We start from the raw sequence: 13,380 nt of genomic DNA on the forward strand, positions 1-13,380 counted from the left end.
TCGGAGTGCGGCTGCTACAGGTCGAACTCCAACTGTTCGATGTCGGTGAAGCGGACTTCTTCCAGGGAGCCGGCGCGGCGGCCGCCGTCCTGGAAGTAGGTCTCTTCGGGGTGATCCCCCCGTGCCCGGAGCGGGCGGCGGTACTTGTCGAAGTCGTAGCCGCGGTCGGCGAACTGCCGGACCGGCCGGTGACGCGGCCGCCCGCGCACACCGCGGATACGGGGTATCGCGTCCAGCAGGGGCACCAGCTGAGTGACGTCGTGCCGGTTTCCGCTGCTCAGCGAGACTGCCAAAAAGGGGTGCCGTGCCGATCGGTGATCAGATGGTGCTTGCTGCCCAGACGTGCGCGGTCGACCGGCGAAGGTCCGGTGCGAGCCCCCTTCGAGGGCCCGGACATGAGAGCCGTCGACCGCCGCACCGTCCATGTCCAGCAGGCCCGCCGCTCGCAGTTCGGCCAGAAGGACCTCGTACAGGCGGGGCCACACCGGCCTCGGTCCCGTCCCGCAGACGCCGCCAGGCCGTCACTCCACTGCAGCCGATCCGCTCCGTGGGCACGTCCGCCCAGCTCACGCCCTTGCGCAGCACGTAAACGATCCCGCGCAGGGCAGCCCGGTCATCCACCGGCAGCCGACCGGGACACCTCCGGCGCCTCGGCGGACGCGGAGCCAGCAGTGGGGCTACCCGTTCCCACAGGTCATCAGGCGCAAGGTCATCCGGCACCCACACAACTCTGCTGCCACCAACGCCAACTGCCGAGCCCGGCAAGCGAACTGATACTGAGTTGATCAGTTAGTCGCTGAGGAGCCGCTCCCACAGCAGCCCGTCCCGCCAGCTCCCGTCGAGAAGGATCGAGGAGTGCGCGACGCCGTACGGACTGAACCCGTTGCGGCGCAGTACCCGCTGCGACGGCAGATTCTCCAGATTGGTGGACGCCTCGGCGCGGTGCAGCCCGAGTTCGTCCGTCATCACCCGGAGCACAAGCCCGACGGCGTGCCCGGCGTGCCCTTGATTCTGGGCGACGCCGGCGATCCAGTATCCGACGGAGCCGCGGCGCAGGTGCGGCTGCGGGAGGATGCCTCCGACGGTGACCTGCCCGATCACCTGGTCGTCGGCGAGCACCACGCCCGGCCAGACCGTGCCGGCCCGGTGTCCGGCCAGCAGGCTGTCGATCCGCTCCGCCTGGCCCTTTGGGGTGAAGAAGTCGGCGGGTTGGGCCGGTTCCCACGGCCGGAAAGCCTCGAAATCCCGCGTCCGATGCGCAGCGATCGGAGCGGCGTCGGTGGACTCGATCAGGCGGATCCTGGTGCTGCTGCCCATGGGCTGATCCTCGTCGCAGTGCGTTAGGTGAGGTGGCCAGCCCATGCGGGGCTGGCCGTGCCGCCGCAGCCTACGCCCGCTGGGGCGTCGAGCGGACCTTCGCCTGGGACTCCTCCGACTCACCTGCAGCGCCATCTGCTTGTGATGACTCCGCATCTCATTCTGAAATGGTCAGTTGTCGAGACCGTCCCCGAACGTGCTCATCGCCTGCTACTCCCCCGCTGTCGACGTCGGTGACGGTACCGTCCTTGAGGTACCGGGCGAGGTTGAGCTCCGGAGCGTTGAACCGCTCACGCGCTCCCTCGCCCCACAGCACGCTCTGGGTGCCCTCGTGTTTCGCCAGGCCCGGGTTCGCCCGAGCTTGAAGCCACCCGGGGCGACCGAGCGACCGATGAGGTCCGCTTTACCGGACCGTGGCCCCGGGGCGGCACCGGCCGTCAGGCCGTCGTCGCCCCGGCCCACGCCGTCACCTTCTCTGCACCGGTTCGAAGGTGCTGATCGTCTGGGCGAGAGGTCAGGCCGGGGTGCGCAGCCCCGCCAGGAGCCGGTCGAGCGCCTGCTCCGCGGCCTGCGGGTCTCCGCCCCGCGCGATCCAGAGCGCGGCCTCGTTCATCGCCCCCGAGAGCAGCCGGGCCAGGGGCTCCACCGGCTGATCGGCGATGATCCCGGCTGCGGCGAGTGCCGTCAGGGCCTCTTCGAGGTGCCGGGCGGAGGACTCCTCGTCCAGGGCCCGCCACTCGTCCCAGCCCAGCACGGTCGGTGCGTCCACCAGCAGGATCTGTCGCACCGCCGGGTCGGTCCCCGCGGCCAGGAAGGCCCGGCAGCCGGCCTGGAGCTGTTCCCAGAGGTTCTCGTACCGGTCGGCTGCGGCCGCGACCCGCTCACCCAGTTCCTGCTGCACCTCGGAGACGACGGCCCGGAAGAGCCCGGCTTTGCTGTCGAAGTGGTGGTAGGCGGCCCCCTTGGTGACCCCGGTGGCCCGCGCCACCTCGGCCAGCACCACGTGGTGGTACCCGTCGGCGGCGAACCGCCGCCGCCCTTCGGCCAGCAGTGCCTGCCGCGTGGCCGCCCGCTGCTCCGCCCGGTTGACCGCCATCGCGCGCACCGCCCTTTCCATTTCGCGTACCGGGGGTATGCTAACGCCACGACTCACATACCCCGGGTATGTGAAATGAAGCGGAAGGACCTCTGCCATGGCGAACGAACGCACGACCATGCCCACGACCCGGCTCGGCGGTTTCTACCCGGTGCTCGCCACCCGGGACGTGGCGGCCTCCCGCGACTTCTACACCCGCCACCTCGGATTCGAGGTGACCTTCGAGGCGGACTGGTACGTCAGTCTGCGCCGCCCCGACGCCCCGGAGTACGAGCTGGCCCTCCTCGACCACACCCACCCGACCGTCCCCCGAGGCCACCGGACCGCGCTCCAGGGCGGCTTGCTGCTGAACTTCGAGGTGGACGACGTCGACTCCGAGCACCAGCGGCTCGTGGCGGAGGCCGGACTGACCGAAGTACTGCCCCTGCGTACGGAGGAGTTCGGCCAGCGCCACTTCATCATCACCGCCCCCGACGGTGTGCTGATCGACGTCATCACCGTCGTCCCGCCCAGCGAGGAGTACGCCGCCCAGTACACCAGCACCTGATTCCCGAACCGGGCCCCAGGGGTTCAGAGCACCTCGCGGACCAGCGCCCTTCTGTGCGGCGGTAGGGCGGGCGGCGGGGCGAAGGATCCACCGTGTCGGCCTGATCCACCAGACGGTGCAGTCAACAGGCCATCCTCCAGCGCGGCGCGGCGGTGCTCGTACGGTTCGGCGAGCAGTTCCTGGCCGTCGATCTGCGGAAGGTCCAAGGCGTCGGCCTCAGGCCGTGTCCGTCGGCTTGAGGCCCTTGCCTGTTCCGGTGAGCTCGCGGCCGATGTCAGCTCCGGCCGGCACGCCTCCGGCCGCCGGTCCCATGCGCCGGAGACCAGGTGTGAGGGCGAGGGTGACCGCGACAGAGGCGGCAGCCATCACGGTCATGGCGGTCGCGGGTGAGGTGAGCTGCGCGATGCCGCCCGCGACCGCCGCGGCGACGCCCTGCATGGTGAACATCCCTGAGGAGTGCAGCCCGAAGGCGTGCCCCTTCAGCTCGCTCGGGACCAGGGACATCAGGCGTTCCTGGAGCAGCAGGTTGGCGGAGAAGCCGATCGACCCCACGGTCACGGCAGCGAGCGCCACGGGCAGCGGCGGGTGCAGGACGAAGATCAGATACGGGGTGGCGAGCAACAGCAGCAGTGGCGGCGCGCCGAATCTGTCGCGCCAGTGTCCGGGCAGGAAGCGGCCGGTCAGGGTGTCCCCCGCCAGCATGCCCACCGCGGTGAAGGCGAACAGGAACCCCGCGTGACGTGGTGCGTAGGAGACGAAGAGGGACTCGCAGCCGACGACGAGTCCGTTGGGCACCCACAGGGCGAGGTAGACGCGGCGCAGCGGTTTCGCTGCCCACAGGCGCGCGTTGGTCCGCCAGGTCTCGCTCGCGGACGGCCTGCCTTTTGCGCGGGGCGGCCGCCGCGTGAGACCGATGCGCGCTACGGCCGCGGCAACGACGTAAAGGGCGGCGCCGGTGAGCAGGGCCCCGCGCGGCGTCAGGACGTTGACGAGTACGCCGCCGAGGGCGTAACCGCAGATCTGCAGGCTTCCCGCGCATATGTTGAGCACCGATCGGCCGAGGAGGTAGCCCTCTGCGGGAAGGATCTCGGTGAGCAGCCCGTAGCGCACTCCGCCGCCGACCGAGCCGACCATGCCCTGCACCGACAGGATCACGAAGATCGCCCCCACGGACAGGCCGGGCAGCGCCAGGGCGGCGGTGGCCACGGCGAAGAAGAGCGCCAGGCCGACGGTCGCGGCGCGCGGCGGCAGGCGGTCCGCCGCCGACAGCAGGACACTCGCGCCGACCATCTGCGCCAGCTTCGGGCCGAACATGCCGAGGGCGGCGAGGAGCGGTGAGCCGGTCGCGTCGTAGACGAGCGTCCCCAGGGCCAGCCCGCTCGCCGTCAGGGCCGCCACGTGGGCGGCGGTGGCCGCGAGCAGTGGGGCGAACTCCGGGACTTCGAAGAGTTCTTGGTAGGTACGCATGGGCGGAGTGTCGGCGGACCTCCGGGCGCGGAGTTAATGTTTCGCGGGGAGGCGAAACCATTGGGCTGGTGGGAAGTCAACGCGGATACGCTCGCGAGCAGCCGGTTCGTCGTGTCGCCCCTCTGCGAGACGACAGCGAGCCTGATGGCCCTGGAGAAGGACTCGTCCGCACATCCGGCCGAGCGCCGCTGGCTGGACAGTCACGGGCCCGCCTACCGGGAACGGCTGTCCGCCGATCCGGTCACCGCCCTGCTGGTGCGCGTCGCGCTGGGCAGGCACCGGTGGATCGCCGACTTCCTGACGCCGGTGCCGTCCCGCGAGGGTGAGGCACAGGGCGGTGCGGAATTCCACGACGAGCTGGCACGGATCCGCGAGACGCCGGCCGGCACCGCCCGCGCCGATCTCGAGACCGCTCATCGCGGGCCGTTGCCGGGCCCGTTGCTGCGCCCCGGCCTGCCGGAGCGCATCGCCGACCTGCTGGAGTGGGTGTGGCAGGAGACTGTGGCGCCCGACTGGTCGCGGCGGCGGCGTGTCATCGAGGCCGATGTGGTCGCGCGTACGGGCCAGTTGAGCCGGGCGGGCTGGGCGGCCGCACTGGACGACATGCACCCGGAGATGCGGTGGCTGGGCGGCAACCGGCTGCAGATCAACACCCGTTCCTTCCCGCCCCGGCAACTGATGGGTTCACGGCTGCTGTTCGTGCCGGTCACGCCGCGCAGGGGATGGATCTCCATGGACCGGCCGGACTCCCACGGCGTGGTGCAGCGGAACGCCGTGGTGTACCCGTGCTCGGGCACGCTGGCGGAGCCGGAGCGGGCCGCCGCCCCGGAGGCGCTGGCCAGGCTGCTCGGTGCCGGGCGGGCGGGCGTGCTGGTGCTCCTGGACAGCCCGATGAGCACGACGCACCTGGTGGCGATGACGGGCCAGGGCCTCGGCTCGGTGGGCCGCCACCTCAAGGTGCTCCTGGACGCCGGTCTGGTCGGCCGCCGCCGTGCGGGACGGTCCGTGCTCTACTACCGCACGGCTGTCGGTGACGTGCTGGTGCGGGCGCAGGACTCCTAGCGACCGCGGGGCCTTACTGATCGTAGATCGTGCGCAGGTTGTGGCAGGCAGGAACTCGTCGTCGCCTACACCCGCGACCCCGAGGACGACAGTCCGCCCCACCATCGCCTGCGCGCCGACCCGGCCGGCAACCGCTCCCTCGACGACCTCGGACGCCAGATCGGTGCCAGTGCCCGCGCCCTCTCCCGCCGCCTCCGCGACGGCCTCGGCCTGACCTGCCCCCGGTGGCGCACTCGGGTCAGGCTCCACCACGCCCTGATCCTCCTGGCCGACGACGCCCCCGTCGCCGCCGTCGCCCACCGATGCGGCTGGTCGTCCGCCAGCACCTTCATCGACCTCTTCCGCCGCGCCTTCGGCCACACCCCCGGCACCCGCCCCACCGCCTGATGCGGGACTCATCCAGCGCCCTCGGTCGGCGGGCGTGCGGCACTCCGGCTACGGGACGAGCGCGACGAACGCCGGGGCCTGCGAGACGTTCTCGGGCTGGGCGTTTCCGTTGCCGCACATCGCTTGCCGGTGCAGGGACTCCAGCGCGTCGTCGATGGGGTGGTGCTGCGGCTGCCCCGAGGAGTCCGGCTTGTTCCACCTCATGAGGTTGATCGCAACGGACATCTGGCGCTTGCCGTCGGCCCGGGTCATGGACATCGTTCCGGCTCCCCAGGCCGAGCCGTCGTGGCCCCAGAAGGTGCCGCAGCCCGGGATGCCGACCCTGTGCAGACCGAGGCCGTAGTCGAGCGTCGTTCCGTCCAGGGCGATGACCGGGACGGTGCGCTGCATCTGCGCCAGCGACGACCGGTTGACGATCGTGCCGTCGAGCAGCTTGCCGTAGAAGCGGTTGAGGTCCTCCATGGTCGATACAAGTGCGGCGCTCGGCCCCACCCAGGACATGTTGTAGACGCTGTAGTCGCGTGGCGGGTCGATCAGGCCGTACATCGCCTCGTACATCCGCGAGTGCGGTCCCTCGATACGCGGCCCGGCCGGGAACCCGGTGTGCCGGAGCCCGGCGCGCTCGATGACGTGCCGGGTGATGTACTCCTCGGCCGTGGCGCCGGTGACCTGCTCCAGGAGTTGGGCGAGGAGCAGGTAATTGGTGTTGGAGTACCCCCCTGTCGGGCCGCCGGGCTCGCCGGCGGGAGGCGCCGTGAGCCCCATCTCGATCAGCTCGGCCGGGCGGAACTGCCTGAACCTGTTGTCGTCCAGGCTCTTGGGCGAGATGTCCGGCAGGGAGGGGAACTCCTTGAGGGACGGGAACGCGTAGCGGATGTAGTCGGGGATGCCGCTGGTGTGGTTGAGCAGCATCCGGACCGTGATCTTCCTGCCGCGCTCCCCCGGTACCAGCCGCGGCAGATAGCGGCCGATCGGTGCGTCGAGCCGGATCCGGCCCTGCTCGACCTGCTGCATGACCGCGGCGGCGGTGAAGGTCTTGGTGATGCTGCCGACGCGGTGCCGCATGTCGGGCCTGACGGGACGGCCGGTCCTGACATCGGCGGCCCCGGAAGCGCCGCGCCATATCCGGCCGGCGTCGCGCACCTCGGCGTACACCCCCGGCATCCCCGCACGGTGGACACCGTCCATGGCGGACTTCAGCTCCGCGGGATCGAAACCGGTCGACGGGCCCGCCGTGCCGGCCGGCACGGCCCTTGTCCCGTCGGGCGCGGGGCCTGCCGCCACCGTGCCCGCACACACACTCAGCGCGGCCACGCTTGCACATAGCACCAGTCGGATCTTCAAGGCATCCGTCCTTTCGTGATCGATGAGTTCAACGGGAATCTCCCCGCGCCGGCGGACGTCCAGGGCTCACTCGGCCAGAGCGCGGCGCAGAGCGGAGCCGAGTTCGGCGTTCTGCCGCTGCGAGACCTCGGCGGACAGGATGGCCTGCGACCCGTGGAAGGTGCCGGGCCACTGGTGCAGCTCGACCGACACGCCCGCCTGCAGCAGACGCAGCGCGTACGCGATGTTCTCGTCGCGGTTCGGACAGAACTCCGCGGTGGCGATGTAGGCCGGTGGCAAACCGGACAGGTCGGCGGCCCGCGCGGGGGCGGCGTACGGTGTGGCGGGCCGGGAGCCCAGGTAGTGCCGCCAGGCCGCGGTGGCCTTGTCGCGGTTGAACCAGGGCGTGTCGGTGAAGTTCCGCGCCGACCACGTCTCCTGCCGGTCGTCGAGTCCCGGCTGGTTGAGCAGTTGGAAGCGGATCGCAGGCCCCTGTTCGTCACGCGCCCGCAACGCCACCGCGGCCGCAAGTCCGGCGCCGGCACTGTGGCCTCCGACCGCGATCCGCGCCGGGTCGACGCCGAGTCCGGCCGCGTGCTCGGCCGCCCAGGTCAGTACGGCGTAGGCATCGTCCAGGGGGGCCGGGAACGGATGCTCGGGGGCGAGGCGGTAGGCCACCGAGATCACCACCGCGCCGGAGCTCTCGGCGATCCGGGTGGCCCACGGGTGTTCGGTGTCCAGGTTCCCCATGACGAATCCGCCGCCGTGCAGCCAGACGACGGCACCCTGCGCCCGGTGCGGTCGGTAGATCCGCACCGCCACATCCGGGTCGGCGGGCACCGTACGGTCCTCGACCGCCATGTTCGTGGTGTCCGGTGCCGGCACCGAGGCGGCCAACTCGGCGAAGTTCTTGCGCGCGGTGACCGCGTCAGTCAGGTCGGTCCTGGGGAACAACGGGATGAATGCTTCGAGTTCGGGATCCATGACGGCCATCCTCACGTCCGCCCCCCGAGGGGTCATCCGCCATCCGTCGCGCATCCCGTCCCGGTCACGCACCGATCGGCGCGCCCCTGTCCTTCTATCCTTCTGCCATGGAGGCACTGGCCGTACGGCTGTCGGGACTGGATCCGTACGTCGACGGCGCGATGCGCATCGTCGCGTTCTACGACACACTGATGCGCCGACGGGTGGATCTCCCGGCACTCGCCCGGGCCTCGGCGGGCTTGGCCGGGTGCGTCGCCGGGCTGCGACTCCACGGCACGGGACGGGCGACCCGCGTCTCGCCCCACGGCACGGAAGCGTCCACCCCGCCGTCACCGGCGTCCACCACGGCGCCGATCACCCTCGACGAGGAGGAGATCGGCACGGTGTGGCTGGAACGCCCCGGCCCGCCCAACCCGCTCGACGAAGTCCTCCTCGACCGGCTCGCCATCGCCGCCGCGGCGGCCGTCGAGCGGTACGGCCCGGCCAGCACCACCATGGCCGACCCCGCCCTCGTCGAACTGGCGATCAGCTCCGACAGCGACGAGGCAGCCAGAGCACGGGCGTTACGGCTCCTGGGGTTCGCCGCCGACCTGCCGGTCCACGTCGTCGCCGTACGCTCGCAGCTCCCGCTCGACCAGATCGGCGGCCTGGTCTGTCCGGCCCGTCCGGTGAAGGCCGCGCCACTCGCCGACGTGGGCGTCATCCTGGCCACCACCATGGATCCGGCCCGGTTTCCGGCAGACGTACGCGCGGGCATCGGCGCCGCCGCAAGCCCCGACCGCTCCTGGCGGCAGGCCCGCACCGCCCTCCGCTTCACCACCCCGGGCGAACCCGTCATCCGCTACACCGACCTGGGCGCTCTGGCTCTCCTGGCCGAGATACCTCGGGACACCTCACGCGACAACGCCGACGTGTCCGCCATCGCCCGAATCGCCGGCAACCCGGAAGATCTGGAGACTCTGGACGCCTACTGCGCCACCGGCTCCCTCCGCCGGGCCGCCGAACTCCTCCACCTGCACCACAGCAGCATCGCCCGCCGACTCGAACAGATCGCAAGGACCCTGGGGATCGAACTCACCGAACCCACCGGACTGACAAGGGCCAAGGTCGCCCTCATCGCATGGCGGCTGCTCAACGACTGAGGAAGACCCGCCTCGCCGCTCGAAACGAGGGCTCATAACGGGGGAGCCAGTCGATCAGCGCGTCCTCAGCCGGCGAGACCAGCGGCGTCTTCCCAGCACGCATCGGCCCGCTCGGGACTGCAAAACGACCGGTGCAACCCCTGATCGAGGAAGATGCACCGATGACCGGCGAGGACGTGGCCGAGGCCGAGTCTGTCGAGCAGTCCGAGGCGACTCCGTCGAAGGCGGTGGACGACCGGCTGATTGACGAGCTGACGGGCCGCTCTCAGGCCGAGGTCCTGCAACTGGCCGGCGAGGACGGGCTGTTACAGCAGCTGACGAAGCGGCTGCTGGAGTCCGCCCTCGAGGGCGAGGACAACAAACCATCACCACAAAGGCCGTTGCAGCATCAAGGAGCCGACGGCGAAGACGATCGCCGGCAAGGGACGGCAGCACCCGAAGACACAGGACGCCACCTCATGCCTTGCGCCCTTCCGGCCTGCCGGGAGCCCGTCGGCAGGCGCTGCGCCACCTGAGCACGAGTGGGCGGCCAGAGGCGAAGGCGCCGGCGAAGCCGACGGTCAGAGCAGGAGATCAGCCAGCCCGGCGGGACGGCCCGGGGGCTTGTCCCCCATGCGAGCCACAGCCAGGTGTCCACCGTGGGGTGACGATCTCCGGCCGCCGGGTCCGTAGCGTCCAGTGCAGCCCGCGGCGCACCGGCCGCGGCCCAGCAAAGGGGTTCCCGTGAGGTTTGTCTGGCAGTTCCTGACCGTCATGGCCGTATACGCCCTGGGCAGCAATGCCGTTAACGCGGTGAAGGAGAACGACTGGCTCACACTCCTCGTCGGTCTCACGACGGCCGCGCTCGCGGTGCTCGTGTACGGGTGGGTGGTGCGACGCACCGAGCACCGGCCGGCCCTGGACGTGGCCCGGGAAGGCGCTGTCGCCAAGACCGGCTGGGGGATGCTGATCGGGGCCGGGATGTTCGGGGCCGTCATCGTGAACCTCTTCGCCGCCGGGTACTACGAGGTCGACGGCCTGGGCTCGCCGACCGGAGCGATGGGACTGGTCGGCTTCATGGCCGCCGCGGCCGTGGCGGAGGAAGTGGTGTACCGAGGCGTCCTGTTCCGGATCATCGAGGAGCGGGCCGGCACGTATCTCGCCCTGGCGCTGACCGGCATCGTGTTCGGCCTCTCGCACCTGCTCAACGAGAACGCGAGCCTCTGGGGCGCCGTCGCCATCGCCATCGAGGCCGGCTTCATGCTCGCCGCCGCGTACGCCGCCACCCGCTCCCTGTGGGTCCCGATCGGCCTGCACTTCGGCTGGAACTTCGCCGCGGCCGGCATCTTCAGCACCGAGGTGTCCGGCAACGGCACCAACCAGGGGCTGCTGGACGCCGTGACGTCGGGACCGAAGCTGCTCACCGGCGGCGAGTTCGGCCCGGAGGGCAGCGTGTACGCGGTGGGCTTCGGGGCGCTGTTGACGATCGTGTTCCTGTGGCTGGCCCATCGGCGCGGCAACATCGTGCCCCGCTCCCGGCGCGCCGCGCGTGTCAACTCCACCGCTACACTTCCCCGGTGACCGATCGTCGGCGGATTCCGGAGCTGTGGCACCGGCTCGATGTCACGGTCCGGGACCTCCCGCTCGGGGTGCTGCTCCTGGTCGCGTCGCTCCTGCCGGCGTTCCGCGGCAACGGGACGGAGATCGGCGGCCTGCCGACCCAGCCCCTCGACGCACTGGGCGGCGTGGCGATCACCCTCCAGTGCCTGCCGCTCGCCCTGCGCCGGCGGTGGCCGGTCGCCTGCCTCGTCCTGGTCTCGGCCGGCTTCGCCGTCGACCAGCTCAACGGCTACCACCTGCTCGCGGGCACCGCGCTGCCCGTCGCACTGATGAGCGCGGGATCGTATCTGGAGCGGTACCGGCACGTCACCCTGCTCGTCCTGTCCGCGGCGTACGTGCCACTGGCGGTCGCGCTGTACCGGCGCGGTCCGGGCGAACCGCCGGGTGAGTTCGTGACGTTCTACCTGGTCCTGGCCCTCGCGTGGGGCGTCGGCGTGTGGCTGCGCTCCGCCCGGACTGCGGAGGCCGAACGCCGGGGCCGCGTCGCCGAGGACGCCCGCAGCGCCGAACGCGCCCGCATCGCGCGCGAGCTGCACGACGTGGTGACCCACCATGTGACGGCGATGGTCGTCCAGGCCGAGGCGGCACGGTATTTGACCGCCACGCCCGATCGCCTGGACCAGACCCTGACCGCCGTCAGCGGCACCGGCCGGCGGGCCATCACCGACCTGCGGCACCTGCTCGACCTGCTCAACCCGGACCACGGCACGGGTCACGGCAGCGAAGGCAGGACGCCACCCGTCGGCAGACTGCTCACGCTCGTCGAGCAGACGCGACGGGCCGGGCAGCCGGTGGAGTTCACCGAGGAGGGCACGCCGGCGTCGTCGACCGGCAGCGCCGACCTCGTGGCCTACCGCGTTGTGCAGGAGGCTCTGACGAATGCCCTCAAGCACGACCACGGAAGCCGCACCTCGGTGCTGGTGCACCATGGTGAAAGGGAGATCACCGTGGAGGTCGGCACGGACGGCTCGGGTTCGCGGGCCGGGTCCCCCGGCGGCAGCGGGCGGGGTCTGGCCGGTCTGCGCGAACGGGTCGACGTCCTGGGTGGCGACTTCAGCGCGGACCGCCGGGTGGGCGGCGGCTTCGTCGTCCGGGCCCGGATACCCGCGGGGAGCCTGTCATGAGTGCGCCGGTCCGGGTCCTGGTCTGCGACGACCAGGTACTGATCCGCACCGGGCTGGCGACGATCATCGACGCCCAGCCCGACCTGGAGGTGGCGGGCGAGTGCGGGGACGGGCAGACCGCGGTCGACCTGGCCGGCGAACTGCGTCCGGACGTCGTGGTGATGGACGTACGCATGCCGGTGCTCGACGGCATCGAGGCCACCCGCCTGCTGGCCGGTGCCGGGGTGGCGCATCCTGTCAAGGTGCTGGTGGTGACGACGTTCAACCTGGACGAGTACGTCTACGAGGCGCTGCGCGCCGGAGCGAGCGGCTTTCTGCTCAAGGACGCGCCGCCGGACCGGCTGCTGCAGGGCATCCGGACCGTGGCCATGGGCGCGGCTCTGCTGGACCCCGAGGTGACGCGACGGCTCGTGGGCCGGTACGCCGCCCGCATCCGGCCCACCGGGGGCACCCCGCACGACATCCCGCTGACCCCCCGGGAAACGGAGGTCCTCCGCCTCATCGCGGACGGCCTCTCCAACAGTGAGATCGCCGCGGCCCTCGTGATCAGCCCCGAGACCGTCAAGACCTTCGTGTCCCGCATCCTCGCCAAACTCGGTCTGCGCGACCGCGTCCAGGCGGTCGTCTACGCCTACCGCCACGGACTGGTGACCTGACACGTCGCGCGCGTACCGGCGTCGGGCCCGTTGACCTCTCCATGCCACCCCCTCACCTTTTCGACGTTCGTAATCACAGATGGCGTTCGACACTACAAATCAGCCGTGTCGTGCGCCCAGTCGAGAGGCGGCCCGCACGAGCGGTGCCGACGACCAGCCGTTCGGGTCTGTCAAGCGAACGTGCAATCAGGGTGGTCGGGGTTACTGACGGGCTGCGGAGAGTCGGCCGTCGAAGGTGATGTCGAAGGTGTTCAGGGCAGTCTCCCGGCGCACGGTCCAGCGGGCCCGGCCCTTGCCGCGGGGTCCGGGGACATGATGGCCATGCAGGCGCACTCCAGGGCGGCGGTCTCGTTCGGGGAGTGGCCGCGGGCCTTGACCGCCCGCCGGATCCTGGTGTTCACGGACCCGATCGCGTTCGTGGTGCAGACGACGCCGCGGATCGAGGTCGTATGCCGCGCCCGCGCCACCTTCTACGCGCGCACGGCGTTGGTGACCGGTTCGCTGACCACGATCAGCACCGCTTGTAGCGGAATCTTCGCCCTCTGCCCATGCCCGGTCCGGTGAGCCGCAGAGAAACGGGCTACGTGGGTCCGGCCTGCCGGTCGGCAGCGGCCAGCAAGAGCCGCGCCTTCTCAACGGTGGAGGCGATGGTGAAGATCTCCTCTGCCCCCACCAG

The 13,380-nt window shown here is 71.0% G+C and carries 12 protein-coding genes and 6 pseudogenes; 8 read left to right on the forward strand and 10 right to left on the reverse strand.

The window, feature by feature from the left end:
• Window positions 1-14: 14 nt before the first annotated feature.
• From ACWD0Y_RS11930 to ACWD0Y_RS11955, 6 genes and pseudogenes are all read right to left on the reverse strand, one after another.
• Window positions 15-104, reverse strand: a pseudogene (locus tag ACWD0Y_RS11930) (telomere-protecting terminal protein Tpg); the annotation flags it as partial.
• A gap of 72 nt (window positions 105-176) precedes the next feature.
• Window positions 177-425, reverse strand: a pseudogene (locus ACWD0Y_RS11935) (IS5/IS1182 family transposase); the annotation flags it as partial.
• Complete coding sequence (locus ACWD0Y_RS11940; protein ID WP_450260216.1) at window positions 319-726, reverse strand: transposase; 408 nt, start codon at window positions 724-726, stop codon at window positions 319-321. The pseudogene ACWD0Y_RS11935 and the gene ACWD0Y_RS11940, both read right to left, overlap by 107 nt.
• Before the next feature lie 63 nt (window positions 727-789).
• Window positions 790-1,317, reverse strand: a complete 528-nt coding sequence (locus ACWD0Y_RS11945) for a GNAT family N-acetyltransferase (RefSeq protein ID WP_450260217.1) — start codon at window positions 1,315-1,317, stop codon at window positions 790-792.
• Window positions 1,318-1,474: 157 nt separating this feature from the next.
• A pseudogene (locus ACWD0Y_RS11950) lies at window positions 1,475-1,692 on the reverse strand (hypothetical protein); the annotation flags it as partial.
• A 139-nt stretch (window positions 1,693-1,831) separates the two neighbouring features.
• Window positions 1,832-2,434, reverse strand: coding sequence for a TetR/AcrR family transcriptional regulator (locus tag ACWD0Y_RS11955; RefSeq protein ID WP_255306312.1), 603 nt, complete (start codon window positions 2,432-2,434; stop codon window positions 1,832-1,834).
• 76 nt (window positions 2,435-2,510) lie between these two features.
• On the opposite strand from ACWD0Y_RS11955, the gene ACWD0Y_RS11960 reads away from it, so the two are divergent.
• Window positions 2,511-2,960: a VOC family protein gene (locus ACWD0Y_RS11960; RefSeq protein ID WP_450260218.1), complete on the forward strand. Its 450-nt coding sequence runs from the start codon at window positions 2,511-2,513 to the stop codon at window positions 2,958-2,960.
• A 216-nt stretch (window positions 2,961-3,176) separates the two neighbouring features.
• Here ACWD0Y_RS11960 and ACWD0Y_RS11965 read toward each other — a convergent pair whose 3' ends face one another.
• On the reverse strand, window positions 3,177-4,427 hold the full coding sequence (locus tag ACWD0Y_RS11965) for an MFS transporter (RefSeq protein WP_450260219.1): 1,251 nt from the start codon (window positions 4,425-4,427) through the stop codon (window positions 3,177-3,179).
• A gap of 60 nt (window positions 4,428-4,487) precedes the next feature.
• On the opposite strand from ACWD0Y_RS11965, the gene ACWD0Y_RS11970 reads away from it, so the two are divergent.
• Window positions 4,488-5,489: an ArsR/SmtB family transcription factor gene (locus ACWD0Y_RS11970; protein ID WP_450260220.1), complete on the forward strand. Its 1,002-nt coding sequence runs from the start codon at window positions 4,488-4,490 to the stop codon at window positions 5,487-5,489.
• Window positions 5,490-5,537: 48 nt separating this feature from the next.
• Window positions 5,538-5,876 (forward strand): annotated as a pseudogene (locus tag ACWD0Y_RS11975) (helix-turn-helix domain-containing protein); the annotation flags it as partial.
• A 48-nt stretch (window positions 5,877-5,924) separates the two neighbouring features.
• Here the strand turns inward: ACWD0Y_RS11975 and ACWD0Y_RS11980 are convergent.
• Complete coding sequence (locus ACWD0Y_RS11980) at window positions 5,925-7,064, reverse strand: serine hydrolase domain-containing protein (RefSeq protein WP_450260235.1); 1,140 nt, start codon at window positions 7,062-7,064, stop codon at window positions 5,925-5,927.
• 222 nt (window positions 7,065-7,286) lie between these two features.
• On the reverse strand, window positions 7,287-8,183 hold the full coding sequence (locus ACWD0Y_RS11985; RefSeq protein ID WP_450260221.1) for an alpha/beta hydrolase: 897 nt from the start codon (window positions 8,181-8,183) through the stop codon (window positions 7,287-7,289).
• Window positions 8,184-8,290: 107 nt separating this feature from the next.
• On the opposite strand from ACWD0Y_RS11985, the gene ACWD0Y_RS11990 reads away from it, so the two are divergent.
• The 5 genes and pseudogenes from ACWD0Y_RS11990 to ACWD0Y_RS12010 all read left to right on the forward strand — a co-directional run bounded on the left by ACWD0Y_RS11990 (window position 8,291) and on the right by ACWD0Y_RS12010 (window position 12,704).
• Window positions 8,291-9,325 (forward strand): PucR family transcriptional regulator, encoded by a 1,035-nt coding sequence (locus ACWD0Y_RS11990; RefSeq protein ID WP_450260222.1) that lies wholly within the window; start codon window positions 8,291-8,293, stop codon window positions 9,323-9,325.
• A gap of 161 nt (window positions 9,326-9,486) precedes the next feature.
• Window positions 9,487-9,678: pseudogene (locus ACWD0Y_RS11995) on the forward strand (transposase); the annotation flags it as partial.
• 370 nt (window positions 9,679-10,048) lie between these two features.
• A complete protein-coding gene (locus tag ACWD0Y_RS12000) occupies window positions 10,049-10,885 on the forward strand; it encodes a CPBP family intramembrane glutamic endopeptidase (protein WP_450260223.1) in 837 nt (278 codons plus the stop codon).
• Window positions 10,882-12,048 carry a sensor histidine kinase gene (locus tag ACWD0Y_RS12005; RefSeq protein WP_450260224.1) on the forward strand — a complete coding sequence of 389 codons (1,167 nt, stop codon included), beginning with the start codon at window positions 10,882-10,884 and terminating at the stop codon, window positions 12,046-12,048. Before ACWD0Y_RS12000 ends, ACWD0Y_RS12005 begins: the two co-directional genes overlap by 4 nt.
• Window positions 12,045-12,704, forward strand: coding sequence for a response regulator (locus tag ACWD0Y_RS12010; protein WP_450260225.1), 660 nt, complete (start codon window positions 12,045-12,047; stop codon window positions 12,702-12,704). The genes ACWD0Y_RS12005 and ACWD0Y_RS12010 overlap by 4 nt, the downstream gene beginning before the upstream one ends.
• 201 nt (window positions 12,705-12,905) lie before the next feature.
• Here the strand turns inward: ACWD0Y_RS12010 and ACWD0Y_RS12015 are convergent.
• Window positions 12,906-13,144, reverse strand: a pseudogene (locus ACWD0Y_RS12015) (transposase); the annotation flags it as partial.
• Between the last annotated feature and the right edge of the window lie 236 nt (window positions 13,145-13,380).

The organism is Streptomyces altiplanensis, assembly GCF_053591575.1.